Annotated in this window: 16 protein-coding genes; 4 read left to right on the plus strand and 12 right to left on the minus strand. The window is 69.7% G+C overall.

The genetic code is table 11. The features are described 5' to 3' along the window. Window position 1 precedes the first annotated feature (1 nt). On the minus strand, window positions 2-898 hold the full coding sequence (locus tag RM812_RS34140; RefSeq protein ID WP_311581982.1) for a helix-turn-helix domain-containing protein: 897 nt from the start codon (window positions 896-898) through the stop codon (window positions 2-4). A gap of 675 nt (window positions 899-1,573) precedes the next feature. Between RM812_RS34140 and RM812_RS34145 the strand changes: the two genes are divergently transcribed. Then, complete coding sequence (locus RM812_RS34145; RefSeq protein WP_311581984.1) at window positions 1,574-2,017, plus strand: helix-turn-helix domain-containing protein; 444 nt, start codon at window positions 1,574-1,576, stop codon at window positions 2,015-2,017. A gap of 39 nt (window positions 2,018-2,056) precedes the next feature. On the opposite strand, the gene RM812_RS34150 is transcribed toward RM812_RS34145, so the two are convergent. After that, window positions 2,057-2,905, minus strand: coding sequence for an MmyB family transcriptional regulator (locus RM812_RS34150; protein WP_311581986.1), 849 nt, complete (start codon window positions 2,903-2,905; stop codon window positions 2,057-2,059). Between the two features lie 567 nt (window positions 2,906-3,472). Between RM812_RS34150 and RM812_RS34155 the strand changes: the two genes are divergently transcribed. Genes RM812_RS34155 through RM812_RS34165 form a run of 3 tightly spaced genes read left to right on the plus strand, consistent with a single transcriptional unit; the run spans window position 3,473 to window position 5,819 of the window. Beyond that, window positions 3,473-4,045 (plus strand): secondary metabolite protein, encoded by a 573-nt coding sequence (locus RM812_RS34155; RefSeq protein ID WP_311581989.1) that lies wholly within the window; start codon window positions 3,473-3,475, stop codon window positions 4,043-4,045. After that, window positions 4,042-5,223 (plus strand): MAB_1171c family putative transporter, encoded by a 1,182-nt coding sequence (locus tag RM812_RS34160; protein WP_311581992.1) that lies wholly within the window; start codon window positions 4,042-4,044, stop codon window positions 5,221-5,223. Before RM812_RS34155 ends, RM812_RS34160 begins: the two co-directional genes overlap by 4 nt. Then, entirely contained in the window at window positions 5,220-5,819 is a 600-nt protein-coding gene (locus RM812_RS34165; protein ID WP_311581994.1) for a phosphatase PAP2 family protein, read from the plus strand. Before RM812_RS34160 ends, RM812_RS34165 begins: the two co-directional genes overlap by 4 nt. A gap of 382 nt (window positions 5,820-6,201) precedes the next feature. Here the strand turns inward: RM812_RS34165 and RM812_RS34170 are convergent, their stop codons facing one another. The 10 genes from RM812_RS34170 to RM812_RS34215 form a co-directional block, all read right to left on the minus strand. Next, a complete protein-coding gene (locus RM812_RS34170) occupies window positions 6,202-6,621 on the minus strand; it encodes a DUF2690 domain-containing protein (protein WP_311581997.1) in 420 nt (139 codons plus the stop codon). A gap of 221 nt (window positions 6,622-6,842) precedes the next feature. Continuing rightward, a complete protein-coding gene (locus RM812_RS34175) occupies window positions 6,843-7,673 on the minus strand; it encodes a phytanoyl-CoA dioxygenase family protein (protein WP_311582000.1) in 831 nt (276 codons plus the stop codon). After that, on the minus strand, window positions 7,670-9,787 hold the full coding sequence (locus RM812_RS34180) for a phosphoketolase family protein (RefSeq protein ID WP_311582003.1): 2,118 nt from the start codon (window positions 9,785-9,787) through the stop codon (window positions 7,670-7,672). Before RM812_RS34180 ends, RM812_RS34175 begins: the two co-directional genes overlap by 4 nt. Further along, window positions 9,777-10,430 carry an L-threonylcarbamoyladenylate synthase gene (locus tag RM812_RS34185; RefSeq protein WP_311582007.1) on the minus strand — a complete coding sequence of 218 codons (654 nt, stop codon included), beginning with the start codon at window positions 10,428-10,430 and terminating at the stop codon, window positions 9,777-9,779. Before RM812_RS34185 ends, RM812_RS34180 begins: the two co-directional genes overlap by 11 nt. 14 nt (window positions 10,431-10,444) lie before the next feature. Further along, on the minus strand, window positions 10,445-11,215 hold the full coding sequence (locus RM812_RS34190) for a phytanoyl-CoA dioxygenase family protein (RefSeq protein WP_311582011.1): 771 nt from the start codon (window positions 11,213-11,215) through the stop codon (window positions 10,445-10,447). Between the two features lie 78 nt (window positions 11,216-11,293). Then, the gene (locus RM812_RS34195; protein WP_311582014.1) at window positions 11,294-12,073 is read right to left on the minus strand and encodes a class I SAM-dependent methyltransferase; all 780 of its coding nucleotides are present in this window, start codon (window positions 12,071-12,073) and stop codon (window positions 11,294-11,296) included. After that, the gene (locus tag RM812_RS34200; protein ID WP_311582017.1) at window positions 12,070-12,768 is read right to left on the minus strand and encodes an HAD family hydrolase; all 699 of its coding nucleotides are present in this window, start codon (window positions 12,766-12,768) and stop codon (window positions 12,070-12,072) included. Before RM812_RS34200 ends, RM812_RS34195 begins: the two co-directional genes overlap by 4 nt. Further along, window positions 12,765-13,214, minus strand: coding sequence for a hypothetical protein (locus RM812_RS34205; protein WP_311582019.1), 450 nt, complete (start codon window positions 13,212-13,214; stop codon window positions 12,765-12,767). The genes RM812_RS34200 and RM812_RS34205 overlap by 4 nt, the downstream gene beginning before the upstream one ends. Further along, the gene (locus RM812_RS34210) at window positions 13,214-14,263 is read right to left on the minus strand and encodes an enolase C-terminal domain-like protein (protein ID WP_311582022.1); all 1,050 of its coding nucleotides are present in this window, start codon (window positions 14,261-14,263) and stop codon (window positions 13,214-13,216) included. Before RM812_RS34210 ends, RM812_RS34205 begins: the two co-directional genes overlap by 1 nt. Beyond that, window positions 14,250-15,368 (minus strand): hypothetical protein, encoded by a 1,119-nt coding sequence (locus RM812_RS34215; RefSeq protein ID WP_311582026.1) that lies wholly within the window; start codon window positions 15,366-15,368, stop codon window positions 14,250-14,252. Before RM812_RS34215 ends, RM812_RS34210 begins: the two co-directional genes overlap by 14 nt. Between the last annotated feature and the right edge of the window lie 41 nt (window positions 15,369-15,409).

Consider the following 15,409-nt stretch of genomic DNA (forward strand, 5'->3'; position numbering starts at 1 on the left):
GTCAGCCCTCCGTTCCGGTCGGCTCGTCCAGGGCGGCGAGAAGGGCGGCGGTGTGCTTCTCGGCCCGCGTCATGCCACCGGGCGCGGCGGTGTTCTGGCCGGGCACGGCGTAGAGGTTCGGGCGGCTGGGGGCGTGCTCCCGGGTGATCCAGGCTCGCCAGTCTGCAGCCCAGGCTTCCGCCGGCCTCGGAGCATGGCCCGCCCGGTGTGCACGCCACTTCGCGTCGGCGGCCTGCAGGCCCTGCTCGCCGAGGCGGTCGAGGTGTCCCTGCTGGCGGGCCCAGGTGTGGGTGGCGGGGTCGACCTGCCACTCGGCAGCCGAGGTGACCGCAGAACCACCACTGCTGTACCTCCGGTTCAAATCAGGTTCACTACGGTTCTGTGTGCCGGTAGCCGGTACATCGCTGTGCCGGTGGCCGGTACGCCGCTGTGCCGGTTTCCGCCTCGACCTGCCGGTTTCCGGCACTGCCGGTCTCCGGACCCTCGCGGGGGATTCCGGCACCTCACGCGGGCGGATCCCGTACCGCCGCAGAGCCGACAGCCGGAGCTTCGCAGGAGCGGCCGGCTCCTCCGACACCGCCGTGTCGCCCGCTTCCTCCCGCTGCTCGCGCAGCGCCTGTGCGACCGCTTCGGCGGCGAGCGGCAGGCGGTAGACCGTGCTCCGCTGCGGGCCCACCAGGTCGTCAAGCTGTTCCAGCTCGCCGGCCAGGAGCAGACGCTCGATGGCCTCGCGCACCGTGGAGACCGAGGCGCGCGTGCGCTTGGCCAGGCTGGACAGCGAGGCCCAGGAGATGCACTGATCGTCCGCCACCCGGTCGGCGATCGACAGCAGGACCAGGCGCGCGGCTCCCCGGCTGGCGCTGTGCTCCCACACCCATTCGCGGGCGTCGCTGCTCATCGGCCGCTCCCGGCGACGGGGCGAGGCCGGTGATGGGCCGAGACCGGGACGGTGCGGCTCCGCTCGGGCCGCTGAGGCGCCGAGGCGGAGGTGGCTGCCACGCAGGCCAGACAGAAGGGCCTTTTGCGCAGGGCAGGAGGCATGCGATACTCCCCTTTGCAGTGTTGCCACGCTGACGCGCCCCTTGGAAGGACTCAGCGTGGTGATAGTGGGCAATCTCCGCCCTTGCCGGGGCGGGTTATGCCGTTAGCGTCCGGCGTCCGGGAGTTGCCTCTCCCGGACGCCGTTGCTGTGTGCGGGCTATGAGGCCCAAAGCGCACGCATACTGCGGCGGCTCCTCGTGTTCGTTGGACCCGAGCGGGCTGCCCCGGGGGACGACGAACATACGCACGGACCCGTGTCAAGGTCCAGAGTTGGTTCATAAACTCTGTACTAGTCGCACGGTCTGACGTGGCGCGATGTCGTGAAGCACGGGTGGTCCTTGTCCAGGAGGGCGGGGAACGGCCAGAAGTCCCCACGTCGATTTCGACACTATAGTGTCGCTGCGTGTTGGGAACATACGCCAAAGTGATCACCCCCTGTCAATGCTGAAGTGTCCGTGTGGCCGGACTTGGCGCACCGGAGGGGTACTGAAGTATGCTGCGTGCGATACGGAGAGACGGAGGTGGAGCTGCCATGCCAGGCGAGGTGCAAGACGGTGACGGTTCCGCGCCGCCAGAAGGGCGCACGGTCAAGGACCGATTGAACGCCCTGTTTGCCATGGTCAATCCCGAGACGGGGCGTCACTACGTGAACGCGGACGTTGCCCGCGCCACCGGCATCTCCGCAAGCGCCATCGCGCAGCTCCGTCAAGGTGTGAAGCTCAACCCGACGCTGAACACCATCGAGGCGCTGAGTGACTTCTTCGGCGTGACCACCGAATACTTCTCCCGGAAGACCAGTGACGAGCATGCGCGCCGGGTCGTTGCCGGCCTGGAGCTCCTCAATGCGGCAGAGAAGGCCGGGGTCGTGGGGCTGTTCGCCCGTGCCAGCGGCCTGTCGGAGGAAAACCTCCACATGGTCCGCGCGGTCATCGAAACGGCACGCAAAGCCCAGGGGCTGGACGGCTCCCAAAGCTGATGGACGCCCCAGTTGACTGATTGGGTGCAGCCTTGCTGATTATGCGTCGAACGCCGAGGCGGCCAACCCTTCGTAGGCTGGGACTAGAACCGTCATGTGACATGACGGCATGTCATCGACCTGAGCGGTCAGCAGGGTTACCGTGAGCTGCCCGCTGCCGTTTCGCGGCAGCAGGACTTTCCGCGGGTATCTCGTACTGAGATGCGGAACGACCGGCAGGGCAGCGGAACTCCATAGGCGACGGGCCACGGCATCGGCCTCGACGGCTCGGATGATCGATTGCAGTCCCGCGTCAGCGCCTATGACCTCGGCTTGCAGTTGAAGCTTCGCCATCAAGGCAGGTGCCCAAGCCTTTTCCCAGTCGACCAGGAAGGTGCGGGCCTCGGGGTGCGTCAGCGCCCACATCATCACGTTCGTGCCGTCCAGCACCCACGGGAAATCGCGTGCGACTGCCTTGTTGTACGCGATCAGATCCCACCGGTGATCGCAGATGTATGCGGGCCACGGCTGTGTATCGATGAAGCGCCGGACAGCCGGAGGCGGCATCCGGCGCGAGGCTGGCGGCCTGCGTTCATCGGAAGGCGTACGGCCCTGGGTCAGCTGCCAGACGGCGCCCCACTCGTCCTCGCTAAGATCCAGGATGCGGCGTACCCGCTCCATCAAGCTCTTTGAGTACGTCAGTGGCTTGCCCAGTTCCAGGTTGCGATACCACTTGGGGGAAACGCTCAGTAGCTGAGCGACTTCGGCCTGCGTCAAGCCGTTCCGACTGCGCGGTCCGAGTACCTCAATGACCTCGGGAAAGCGGCGGGGATCGACTCGCTGCCGAGCCCTGCGCAATATGCGGGTCAGGGTCGGCTGCGGTCTGTCTCGAAGTTGGTCGTCGGGCATCTATAAACGATCTTGAGGTGTGGGTCACATTTCTTATTCACCCTGCGGGGCGACCCCCGGCGCGCGCAGGTTAACAGGGCAGCCTTGTCGGCATAAAAAGGACCGATTGCCCCGGTCAACTAATTTAGCACTCAACCAAGAAGGGGTCTGGCGTAAGGAGGGGAACTGACACTTCCCCGTGTAGAAATTCACAGCTGATCGGGGCTTCCTGCAGCCTTAAGATCAGTTCGGCGGTGGACAGCTCCGCTGCCTCATGCGGCCAGGAAAGAGATGGTGACACGTGTCGCGGCTGCGAACCCGATGTGTGCGGCACCTCCGCCGTCCAGAGTGCGCGTGTGGCCGTTTAGCGGCTATGCCGGGATGTGAGCGCCCGGTCAGGGGGCGCCGCTTCCCCACCGGGACGTACGCCTCGGCTGAGCTGGTAGCCCGGCCTTCCCCCTCGGGTCGGCGGGACCGCATCTGCCGTGCCGCCGGAGCGAGCCACCCTGGCCCGCGCCTCTCTGACGGTGCCCGCTCTGCCGGCCCCAGTGTCATGACCGACTCATCCGCACTTAAGGACCAGTCCCCATGTTTCTTCGGCGGAAGCGCGAGAACGACGCGCGCCTGAGAGAGATGAGCGCGCACGAGCTGCGCCTGCGGCGCACGGCCGTAAGGGCCCTTGAGGACGTTCCCATCCCGCACCCCTTCGACATCGCCTCGTTCTGCGAAGCGCTGTCCGTCAAGCGGGGCCGCAAGATGGTCCTGCGGGAACTGCCCGACGACAACGGCCTGAACGCACCGTGCGGACTGTGGATCGCCTACGCCGACGAAGATCACATCTGGCACGTGCGGGCCACCAGCCAGCGACACCGCACCCAAGTCATCCTCCACGAGGTCGGCCACATGCTGCTGAACCACAGCGGCGGTTCGGGCTTGTCCGCCCTCCTGGCCGCCCTGCCGACCGGGATCTCACCAGCACGGGTACGCGCCGTCTTCGGACGCACCGACTACTCCACCGACCAAGAGCACGACGCCGAACTGACCGCCTCGATCCTGGCTGAGCTGGTCGAGACCCTGCCGGCTGCACCGGCCAGCGACTTGCACGGCATGCTCGCCCGAGTCGACGCCACGATGATCCACCCGCGAAGGGACTGCCGGTGAGCGACCTGATCATCGCCGTCATGCTCTGGGCGGTAGCCCTGTGGAGAGCACCGTCGCTGTGGAACTCTCGCAAGCAGCGGTCCCTGGAACTGGCCTTCCTGGGCCTCGCCGCCGCCATGACGCTGGAGATACCCCAAGCGGCAGGCTGGGTGGACTCCCTCACCGGACTCCGCAGCACGGGCTACCTCCTGAAGCACCTCTTCGGAGTCGTCTCGGCGGCATCAGTCCTCGAATTCGTGATCGCCGTGGTGAAACCCGAGGGCCTGCTGCAGCGCACCCGCCGCGGCCTCGAAGTGGGATGCCTCACGCTCATGGTGATCGCCTTCGCGCTCGCGCCGAGCGACGGGCGAGTACCCGACGACACCCTGACCGTCCACACCGTCTCAGGCTGGGCACTGCTGCACGTCGCGGTCTTCACGCTCTACATCGGCGCAGCGATGACCGTCACGGCCCTCCTCTTCGCCCACGCAGCGCGCCACGCCAGCAGCCGGTGGGTCAGAGCCGGGCACAGCTTTCTCAGCCTCGGCGGCGTCATCGGTGTCCTGTACGCCGTGCAGCGCATCTTGCACCTCGCGGATGTCGCGGGCGGTGGCCTGACGGAAGCAGACGTTCAGAACGCCGCTGCCGTGTCGCAGGCACTCAAGGAAGCAGCCATCACGGCCATCAGCGTCGGGAGCTGCCTGTCACCCGCATCTCTCGCGGCTACCGCCGTTAGCGAGCGGCGAGCCCTGAAGCAGACAGAACCGCTCTGGCAAGCGCTCGTCGCCGCCGTGCCGTCCGCCAGACTCGCCATCGCGGACACGCGAAGGAGCACGCGCTTCCTGCTGAACCGGCGCCTCACCGAGATCAGCGACGCCACTCTCACCCTGCGCGAATACGTCCCCGCAGACATCCAGGAGCGCGCCCTCCTCGTGGCGCAACGCGTCGGCTACCCGCCGAAGGCGCACTCGGCCGTCGTCGAAGCGGCCTGGCTCAAAACGGCGGTACTGCTGAAACCGACTGCCGAGCCCTGCCGCGGTCGCCACCCGCGGTCCGGTGGCGACGGACTGAGCCCTGCGGCGGAACTGCGATGGATTCGCCAGGTCAGCGCCGCCTATGCCGGATGTCCCCACGTCGCAGCGTTCGCCACGGCCGAGGCCGCCACGCTCCGAGAAGAAGACCGGAATCAGATCCCATGAGCACGACATCGACCGCGCCCAGCCCTCACCAGGGCCTCGCCCGCGTTATCAGCGAGCGCCTGCACCCGAAGACGTGGATCGTCATTGTCTGCCTGGCCGTAGGCTGGTACGGCGGCCACTGGAGCGGCCTGGCATGGAGCCTCGTCGGCATCCTCTTCGCGGCCGTCATCCCGATCATCTTCATCGACCACGGCATCAAGAAGGGTCGATGGGGGGACCGGAACGTCGGAGCCAAACGGGCACGCCTGCTTGTGATGGCAGTCATCCTCGCCTCCGTGCTGACCTGCTTCACCCTCATGGCAGCCCTCGCCGCCCCGCACATCCTGATCGCGCTGATCGCCAGCATGATCGTCACACTGGCAGCCCTCGCCGTCATCACACTGGCCTGGAAGATATCCGTCCATCAGGCCGTCTCCGCCGGCGCCGTCGTCATGCTCGTCCAGACCTACGGCCCTTGGGCCCTGTGGGGCTACGCCCTGGTCGCCGTCGTCGGCTGGTCACGCATCGCGCTACGCGATCACACACCCGCCCAGGTGATCGCCGGAACCGTCCTCGGCTCCGCAGTCGCAGCGGCCGTGTTCGCAGCCCTCCGGTAGGTCCCGGCCACCACTTGCAAGAGGGCCTTCATGAGAGATGCGGTGACGGCAGGCGCTCGCAGTGCCCGGCCAGGACGTTCCAGGTGGAGGGCGTGAACGCTGAGTCGGGTTGGCGTAGCCCGAGCAGCACCGTGCCGTCAGGCCGCTCCAGATAGAGATGGACTCCGGCGGCGTTGAGGACCGCGCTGTTCGGGGAGGCCGGTCGGTGATCTTTTCCCCCGTGGCGGCTACGGTCCGTGAGGCCGGAGCGGACGCGTCGGCTGTGTGGCTGGCGGAGTGACGCCGTACGAGGTCGCTGGCGGAGGGCGCGATGCACAGGCGGTGGAGGTCGTCGGTGGTGAGCCAGGCCAGCGCGCCCCAACCTCAACTGCGCGCATCGTCGTTAGTGCCAGCCACCACAGATCGGGCCGCCGTCGGAATCCTGCTTGCACGCGCGGTAAGCGTGACTTGTGCCGACCATGAGGGAGTAGGCGGGGCGCGAAGGTTTCGCGTTCACGTCGTACAACGCTCCTCCGCGGATCTGGATCCACCCCCTCCAGTCATGATTGCCCTTTTCGATGATGACCCAGGCGGCGCTGCAGTGCGCGGAGGTACGCAGTTGTACGGCCGGTCCGCCACCACCGCGGATCGGTGCTCCCAAGTTCTTGGCCCCTTGGTCGCATCCGGTCGTGTGGGGGTTCTTCCCGTCACAGGCGTAGCCTCGGCAGCTTGCTGCGGCATCCGCCGCGGGAACCGTGACGCCGCTGCCGATGAATGCCAGCGCGGCTGCAGCCGCGATCATCCATCGCCGGGTGATACCCATAGACACCTCATCTTCCTCGGCCTGCCTGGCAGGCGAAAGCAATTGGTTGCCCTTATTAGTCAAGCTCTGGCTGTCTGTGGCAGATGTGCCCCGGAGGTTCACCGGAAAGAGTCAGCTCCGGCGCGAGGATGACTTCGACGGCAGTTGCCAGCGTCTGAACAAGGGACGGTGAGCGACTTCGTCGGGTAGCCGGGACTTGACGAAGTGACCCGGCTACCTAGTCAACGCGTCCTCCACCACGAGCGGATGGGGGCTGCTCCGCTGCCCTTGGCCAGAGACCCGTCCGGATGTCGGTCGGGCAGGCCCAGGAGTTGCTGCTGGATCAGGGTGAGCGCGGGGTCTTTTCGGAGGTCGGTGGCAGGGTCGTCGACGGGGTGAAGCCAGCGGTATCCGTACTGGAGCATCAGGGCGATGCGGGGGCGGCCGGAGAGGTTGATGCCTCCGGTGTGCCAGGTGCGGTTCTCGAAGAGGACGGCGTCGGTTCCGGTGATGCCGGGGGTGATCGCGCCGGGTGGGTCGATCGCGCCGTCGGGGATGAGGGGTTCCTCGGTGAGGCAGTGGCTGCCGGGAAGGAACATCGTCAGCCCGCAGTCGGGAGTGACGGGGGTGAGGTAGTAGGCGGCTTTGATGGCCATGCGGGGGGTGTGGGGGAAGCCGAGGTCGGCGGTGACGCCGAACATGTCGCGGTGCCAGCCGTGGCGTCCGGGGACGCGGATGGTGCGGGGCGGGCCGCTGGGGAGGGCGATGATGTGGGCGGACAGCAGGTGGATGTTTGGGCTGAGGAGCTGCACCACGGTGGGCAGGACGGCGGGGTTGGCCAGGAGCGGGAGGAAAGCGGAGTCGAGGCTGAGGCATCCGCGGAAGCCGTCCTTGCCGTCGCCTCCTCGGTCACGGCCCTGGGTGATGTTCGTGGCTAGCAGTGTTTTGGCGGCCGTTAAGAGCTGGTCGCGCAGTTCCGGGGTGATCGCGTTGCGGACGACCGCGTACCCGTCGCGTTCGAAGACGTTGAGGATGCCAGCGTCGGGGGCGACGGGCGGGAGCGGTGTGCTCATTCTGGTATCTCCTTCGGGGCGTTGGTGAGGGTGGTGGCGAGCTGCCACAGGCCGGCGTCGTCGAGGCCGCAGAGCTGGCGAAGGCGGCTCTGGGAGACGGGGCGGCCGGGGTCGAGGTAGCCGAGGACGGTGAGCCGGGGCCCGGGGTGGCGGCGGCCGAGGAGGGCGTGGACGGCGGCCGGGTGCCCGCTGGTGGCCAGGACGATTGGCGCCCGGATGCCGAAGTGGCGGGCGAACCCGTCCGGGGTGAGTGCGAGGGGGCGGGTGCCGTCCTCGGCGAGGGCCGTGAGGTCGTGGACGTGGACGTAGCGCAGTCGCAGATCTGGGCGTTCGGTGTGGAGCCGTCGGGCCAGGTTGGTCAGGGCCTCGGCGGGCAGGTCGCCGGCGGAGGCGAGGATCAGGTCGGGCTCGCCGGGGCTGGGGTGGGTCAGGTGGGGCCAGATCGCGATGCCGTTCCGCAGTTCCGCGTCGAAGGTCTCCAGCGGGTGGTGGACGGTCGTCTGCTTGCCGGCGACGACGAGCGTGCACCGGTCGAGCTTGCGCAGGGCGAAGGTGAGCGCGGCGGCGGTGCGCGCAGAGTCGGCCGGGGTTAGGACGTGCAGCGTGGGGTCGCCACCGGCCAGAAGTGCCGTGGTGAGGCTCGGGTTCTGGTGAGTGAAGGTGTTGTGCCAGCCCAGGCTGGTCAGGAGGTAGACCAGGCTGGGCAGCGGGGCGAGCCCGGCGTGCCGGCGTACGGACCGGTGCTTGAGCTGCTGCTGGATGAGGCTGAGGGCGATCGGCGCGAACGCCTCGTACGTGGCGACGAGCGCGTGGCGTCCGGTCTCGGTGTAGCCCTGGGCCCAGGCGTGGCACACCTCCTCGCTGAGCACTTCCACTGCCCACGGCACCGGACGGCCATGCTTGTCGCCGAGGTCGAGGCGGTTGGAGGCCAGCTCGTCGGGGCTGAACACGCGGAACGGTCCCTGCTCGGCGCGGGACCGCAGGACCTCGGGGACCACCTGCGCGAACGGGCGGCCGGCTGCGTGGGCGGCGACCTGGGCGGAGGCGGCGACGCAGCCGCGCGGCGCCGGGAGGCCGTCGGGCTCGGGCCGGGGCGGCGGAAGCGCGGGCAGCAGGTGAGGCCGGGGCCGGCCGCTGAAGGTGAAAAGCTGACCCGGCTGATAGGAGGTCAGCCAGTCAGCGAGCGCGTCGAACTCGGCCGGCACAGCGGCCGGGTCGCGCAACGGCGTCTTATGGACCGCCGAGGTGCCGGTGAGGCGGGCGGGCGCGCCATAGCCCTTGTCCAGGGTGAGCACCAGGACGCTCGACGGTCCCGCACTGCCCAGAGGCTGTGTGGCGCCGAGCGCTTCGGCCACCGCCTGCCGGAGCTGGCCAATGTCGCGCCCGTCGCTGTAGACGGGCCGGTGACCGAGGCCGGTGAAGTAGGAGGTGAGTTCGGCGTGGCTCAGCGTGGACAGCACGCTCGGCCCGCCCATGCGTTGCCCGTTGAGCAGGACGACGGGAAGGACAGTGCCGTGGTCGCCCGTGCCGTGCAGCGCGCGGCTGGCTAGCCAGGCGGCGGCGGTCGTCCCGGTCTCGCACTCCCCGTCGCCGATCAGAACCACCGACAGCCGGTGGGGCGCGTCCAGGACGGTGCCCTGCCCGATCGCGAGGGCGGGCCCGAGCTGGCCTCCGGTGTGCAGATGGCCGGGGATCATCGGGGTGATCTCCCCACCGATGTCGGCCCGGGGAAAGCCCGCGACGAGTTCACGCAGCCCCGCCTCGCCCTGGGACAAGCCGGGGTGGGCGCGGCCAAGCCGGCCGGTGAGATAGGCGTGGGCGAGGGCAGAGGGCCCGGCGTGCCCGGCACCGTGCAGGACGTGCAGCTCGTAGCCGTCGGGGACGGCCGCCTGGAGCGGACCCAGGGCGGCGAGCATCCGGTTGACGGGCGGACACACCCCCCAGTGGCCGGCCGGGCGGGGCTTGACGTCGGCCGGGGTCAGGGGCCGGGCCAGGAGCGGGTTGTCGTGCAGGTAGAGCTGGGCGAGACAGAGGTAGTCGAGCGCGTCGGCGACGGCGGTCACCGACACGTCGGGCACCAGGCGGTTCGTGCGGCGGGCGAGGTCAGCCCACATGCAGTCCTCCTGCCGGGGTGAGAGCGGCTTCGACGGCGCGGGCGTGGACGGTGCCCTCCCGCTCCAGGCGGGCGGCGGCGCCCGCGGGGCAGTCGATGATGGTCATGTGCCGGCCGTGCGGGCAGATCCCGCCGTCGACGACCGCGGCGATCCCGGCCCCCGTGGTCCGCTCGAAGGCGGCGACCTCGCCGGCGGTGAGCGCCGGGTGATCTTCCTCGCTGGCAGCGGGGGTGGAGATGCTGCACACGGCGGCGGCCAGTGGTTCGCCGAGCAGGGCGACCAGCTGGCCCAGAGCCCCGTCGGGGCATCCGACGAGCGCTGGGGAGCCGACCGCCGCGACGGTCTCGGCGCCCGGCTTCCATGGAAGGCGGAGGGCGAGTTCTCCCGGCCACAGGCCGTCGGCCAGCAGGCGGGCGTCGTCGCTCAGGTTGAACAGTGCCTCGGCCGTGGCTCGGGAGTCGAGCAGGAGCAGCAGCGGCTTGGCGGCCGGGCGTTGCTTGGCGCGGAAGACCGCGATCGTGGCGGCCGGGTCGGCGGCGGGGGCACACAGCAAGTACCAGCGGGGGGTGGGCACGGCGACCATCTGCCCGGCGGCCAGGAGCCGGGCGGCGTCGGGGAGCTGGTCGGGCGTGAGGACGTCCACAGTGCTCGGCCCTTTCACGCGGTGCCGGGGCGGGCGAGGGCGGCGAGCGCCGGGTACTCCAGCCACGGGTCCGACAGGGCGGCCAGGGCGAGGTCGGGGTGCTGGGCGTGTTGGATACGGAAGTACGCCATCACCCTCGGGGTGCTGCTGGTGTTGATGCCGACCCGGTGTGGGACGAGGTGGTGCATCACGACCACGTCGCCGGGCTCGGCGGTGAAGGCGGTGCCGTCCTGGGCGTCGATGTCGTCAGGGGTCTGGGCCGGCTGCCCCAGCACCCAGTCCGTGGCGAAGTAGCGAGCCATCCGGTGGTGCCCGCCGGGCACGTAGTGCAGAGCGCCTGCGTCCGCCGTGGCGCTGCCGTCCAGCACGACGCCGATGATGAAGCTGAACGTACGCAGGTCACGTGGTTCCAGGTGAGGGCAGGAGACGCCGTCGACGTGCATCCGCTTCACCGGCTGCTCGGCGCCGTGCGGCAGCCGAATCTGGATCTGCGCCCGGGTGACCGGGGCGATCCACGCGGGCCGCAGCAGGTCCTCGGCCAGCTCCACCAGACCACTGTGCTGGTAGAGGGCAAGGAGGTCGGGGTGCTCTTCTAGTTTCGGGGCGAAGCTGCGTTCGGTGTAGGCGGTGAGCCGCGCTGGGTCGTACGCCTCGGTCACCCAGCCGCTGACGAGGTCACGGGCCCGGGACAGAACGTCGCCGTGGACCAGGCCACGGCGTATGAGGACGCCGTCGTCGACGAACCGGCGCTGTTCGTCGTCGCTCCATATCTCGGGTCGAGGCATGGTTGATCTCCTTCCGGAAGGACGGGACAGGGGACCGGGGCGGGAAGAGGGGCTGCCACGGCGAAGAGGGGGAGCGGGTCAGCCGCGCCGGCCGAGGACGACCTGGAAGGAGGCGTGCTCGGTCAGGCCGCCGGCAGCGGCGTGCTCGTCGAGCAGAGCCCGGGCACGGCGCTCGAAGTCCTCGACGCGTTCCCCGAACAGCGGCCGGGCTGCGAAGGAAGTCGAGTACAGGTAGCCGATCACCGTGTCGGTGACCCATTGCCGCTCGACGGCGATGGTGTGCTCCTCGACCCGGCCGAAGGCGGACTCGGCGAGGATCTCGCTGTACGGCCGATTGTGCGCCGCGTACGTCTTGCCCGCGCCGGCCCGTCGCTCTTCGCCCAGGTACTCCTGGATCAGGGCACGCAAGGCGTCGGTCCACGCAGTGCGCGCGGTCCACAGACTGCCGTCGCCCATGACCGCGACGGTCGCGTCCGGCGCGGCCATGCTCTCCAACCGCGACAGCACTACACCCTGGTCCATCCAGTGGAACGCCCTGCAGACCGTGACGAGATCGGCGCGGTAGGAGGCGGGCGGGGTGAACTGCTCGGCCGGGGAGTTGTGCAGGCGGACGGGGACGGGCAGCCCGGCGAGCGCCTTGTCGGCCTCACTGAGCATCCCCGCGTCCTGTTCGACGACGTCGATCTCCGTCACCGTCTCGGCCAGGGCCAGGGGGACCTGCCCAGTGCCGGACCCGAGGTCGAGCAGGGCACGGTGCTCCTTGCCAGCCATCCGCCGGGCGAGTAGTTCGACGGCCTTCTTCGGGATGCCGGGCCGGTAGGCGGCGTAGAACGGGGCGGTGGTGTCGAACTGGCTCACGGGATGGTGCTCCTGATCGTGTGGGTTGACGGGAGGAGGGTCTGCTCGATGTGCCGGACGGCGCGGGCGAGGTCCGGCACGACCGTGACCCGGCCGGCGTACTCGGCCAGTAGCCGGACGGCTTCGGCCGACGGCGGGCACGGGGTGATCCACAGGGCCTGAGCTCCGGCGGCGAGGGCGCCGCGCACGTCGTAGTCGAGGCTGTCACCGACGTGCAGCACCTCCGCGGGGTCGTGGCCGTGCAGTCGGGCAACAGTCTCCACGGCGCGCGGGTCGGGTTTGGCGAACCCGAGCTGCCAGGAGGGGTGATGGGCCCGCAGGTGGGGGGCGAGAAGGGCGGCGACGTCGGTCTCCCGCTCGTCCCAGTGGCTCACGTTCGACAGGGTGACCACCGGCACGTTCCGGGCGATCCGCGCCACCACCTCCACCGCGCCGGGCCACAGGGCGAAGGCGGGCGGACGGTGGTCGTGGGGGAAGGCGGACTGCGCGATGCCCAGGGCGGCGCACACCGTCTGCGGCCCCGTCGTGTCGGCGCTCGGGTTCATGGCGTGCAGGATCCGCTGGGCGATTCGCTTCGCCTCCCGGGCCGGACGCGGGGACAGCTCTACCAGGCGCTGGGTCAGCGTCGTTCCGGACGGCTCGCCCAGGGTGTACCCGACATCGAGGCTCACCAGCCGCACCGACGCCGCGCTCACGAACGGTCTCCCAGAGCCGTGATGATCATGCCAATCCGCTCGGTGCGCACGGATGCGGAGCCGGCTTCGCCGAGGAAGGTCAGCAGGTGCCGGGCTTCGGCCGGCGACCAGCCGCCGGTGTCGACGCCGGCTTCGGCAGCCGCCTGGGCGAGGTCGCCGGGGATCGCCGGCGGGCGGGCGCCGTGCGGAATCAGCAGCGTGCCGCTCCACTCCTCGCCGGTTCGCTCCTGCGGCAGGACCGGGTCGAGGGGAGACAGGACGGTGCCGTCGTCGAACGTGAGGATCCGGACCGGGAGTTCGGGCACGTGCACCGGCTGTTCGAGGTGCAGGGTCGTGGACAGGAAGGTGTCGTGACCGCTCAGCCGCTCGTCCACGACGAGCAGCGTCTCCCCTTCGCGCTGCTGCAGGTGGCCGTGGACCGCCAGTTCGCCTGTGTGCCTGGGCATTACCGGTGCACCTCCATCCCGAGGCCGGGCCGGTCGGGGAGAGCGACGTGTCCGCCGTTGGGCCGGAGCGTGCCGTGCAGTGCCCGCTGGCGCCTCGGCTCCCACACCACCTGGTACTCCACCGCGCCCGCCGCGTCGGGGAAGGCGGCGGCCAGGTGCACGGCGGGCAGGAACGCCCGGCCGTGCAGGTGGACCGGCACCCTCGCCTCGTGGGCGGCGCCCAGCCACCCTCGTGCCTCGGTGATGCCGCCGCACCACACTGCGTCGAACGTGAACGCCTCCGGCCGGCAGTTCTCCAGCAGAGCCCTGGCGTCCTCCACGTGGGACAGCCGCTCGCCGAACGCGACCCGAAGGCCCGCCGCACGACTGAGAAGTTGCGTGTAGGCGGTCTGGTCGGTTCGCGGGAGCGGGTCCTCAATCCAGCGCACCGTCTCCGGGACGAGGAGCGGTGAGACCTCCATGGTCCGCAGGTGGCCCCAGGTACCCAGGGCGTCCACCGCCATGCTCTGCCCAGCCCACTCCGCTGCCCGTTCGGCCAGCAGCGCGATCTCGCGGGCTTCGGCGTCGCGCAGGGCCCACTTGGTGAAGGCGAACCCCTCGTCGGCGGTCGCCTTGACCGAGTCGGCGGCCGACGCCGCAGCAAGGTCCAGGGAGAGCCAGGAGGCGTAGACCGGCACCTGCCGCGCGGGCCGGTCGCTGAGCAGGGCCGCGACCGGGAGGTCGGCGAGGCGGCCGTGCAGGTCCCACACCGCGCAGTCCATTGCCCCCACCGCCCACCGGCCGAGCCCTGCCGCGTGCGGACCGAGTTCGGCCAGGAGTCTGTGGAGCAAGCCCCGGTGGTCGGCCACCGGGTGGCGCAGCGCGCTCTGCCCGAGCCGGGTGGCGATGAGCGCGGCGGGCAGCTCGTCGACCGGAGCGAACGCCCCGGTCACCCCGCCGGCCTCGACCAACACCGCGAATCGGCTGTCGCCCCTCTCCCACGGGCCGGCCACGCTCTCGTCGAGGTGCTCGACCCGCACCCGCTCGATGACCGCGTCAGCGAGCCCCATCGACGAGGTCCTCTCCCGCGAAGGTGAAGTACCACAGTGGCCGGTAGCACTCCCAGCCCACCGGCCGCAGCCCGGTCGGCGCCATGGCCCGCTCGATCACCGTGCGCGCCTGCAGGTAGTACTCCAGTCTCTCCGCGCCCGGCGTCCGCATCCCCTGCATGATCACTGTGTGTGCCTGGAAGACCTGGATGTTCGGGAACGCGGTGACCTCGTCGACCAGCTCGTTCACCCCGCGGGCGAGGTCGTCCATCGGGTCCAGGCCGACGATGTACGTGTACGAGGTGTCCAGACCTGCCTTACGTGCCCGTGCCAGCAAGTTCGGCATCTGCTCTGGCCGAAGGTCGGCCTTGGTGGCCTTCATGAGGGCCTCTCGCCGGGTGAAGTGCTCGGCAGTCAGCCTGAGCACGAACGGCGACACCAACGACGCGATGGCCTCGAACGCCTCGTCGGTGCGCAGCACGGAGGTCAGGAAGCCGATCCGGGCTGTGACGCCGGCCCGCCCCAGTGCGGTGCGCAGGGCGGTCACGTGCGCGAGGGCGGCGTCCTCGCGCTCGAAACACCCGGTGGAGACGGTGACTTCCTGCAACTCGGCCAGGTTGCGGCGGGGGTGCTGCTCGCCGAGGGCCCGCAGCAGGACATCGAGCCCCTGGTTCTCCTGCATTCTCGGATCAGCTGCGGCCTCCAGGGTGTTCGGGCACCAGCCGCACCCGACGCACCGGCTGCGGGCATTGGGGTTCAGGGTCGCGGCCTGGCCATCGTTGCGGAAGTACCCTCCGACAGCCTCGTCGGCGTCGATGCGCTCGACGTGTGAGACCACCGAGCCGTTCAGCAACAGTTCGTCCCCGCGGAGCCGAAAAGGGCTGGCCAGCTGGTTCAGCGGGACGATGATCTGCCAGGCAGTGTCGGGGCGGCGTACAAGGCGGAGGTTGACCCGGGCACGGTGACGGTCGTGGTCGGATGTGATCCCGTACAGGTTAATGGCGATCAGTAGCACGTCCTCGATGGGGACTCTGTGGCGCAGGGCAGCCTGCTCCAGATCGCGCAGTCGGTCGGTGCCGACGGTGCCGTCCGAGGGTATGGACCGGCGCATGGAGAGATGCGGCATGAAGAACTCCAGCTTGGGGTTAAGCGGTGGGTGTTGCCACC

The organism is Streptomyces lancefieldiae, from assembly GCF_031845825.1.
In the GTDB taxonomy this organism is placed as follows: Bacteria; Actinomycetota; Actinomycetes; order Streptomycetales; family Streptomycetaceae; genus Streptomyces; species Streptomyces lancefieldiae.

Bases quoted from the DNA above. Each gene is read 5' to 3' on its own strand.
- RM812_RS34175 (WP_311582000.1), bottom strand. From the start codon at position 7,673: ATGAGCACACCGCTCCCGCCCGTCGCCCCCGACGCTGGCATCCTCAAC.
- RM812_RS34165 (WP_311581994.1), top strand. From the start codon at position 5,220: ATGAGCACGACATCGACCGCGCCCAGCCCTCACCAGGGCCTCGCCCGC.
- RM812_RS34190 (WP_311582011.1), bottom strand. From the start codon at position 11,215: ATGCCTCGACCCGAGATATGGAGCGACGACGAACAGCGCCGGTTCGTC.
- RM812_RS34215 (WP_311582026.1), bottom strand. From the start codon at position 15,368: ATGCCGCATCTCTCCATGCGCCGGTCCATACCCTCGGACGGCACCGTC.
- RM812_RS34205 (WP_311582019.1), bottom strand. From the start codon at position 13,214: ATGCCCAGGCACACAGGCGAACTGGCGGTCCACGGCCACCTGCAGCAG.
- RM812_RS34150 (WP_311581986.1), bottom strand. From the start codon at position 2,905: ATGCCCGACGACCAACTTCGAGACAGACCGCAGCCGACCCTGACCCGC.
- RM812_RS34140 (WP_311581982.1), bottom strand. From the start codon at position 898: ATGAGCAGCGACGCCCGCGAATGGGTGTGGGAGCACAGCGCCAGCCGG.
- RM812_RS34210 (WP_311582022.1), bottom strand. From the start codon at position 14,263: ATGGGGCTCGCTGACGCGGTCATCGAGCGGGTGCGGGTCGAGCACCTC.
- RM812_RS34180 (WP_311582003.1), bottom strand. From the start codon at position 9,787: ATGTGGGCTGACCTCGCCCGCCGCACGAACCGCCTGGTGCCCGACGTG.
- RM812_RS34170 (WP_311581997.1), bottom strand. From the start codon at position 6,621: ATGGGTATCACCCGGCGATGGATGATCGCGGCTGCAGCCGCGCTGGCA.
- RM812_RS34155 (WP_311581989.1), top strand. From the start codon at position 3,473: ATGTTTCTTCGGCGGAAGCGCGAGAACGACGCGCGCCTGAGAGAGATG.
- RM812_RS34145 (WP_311581984.1), top strand. From the start codon at position 1,574: ATGCCAGGCGAGGTGCAAGACGGTGACGGTTCCGCGCCGCCAGAAGGG.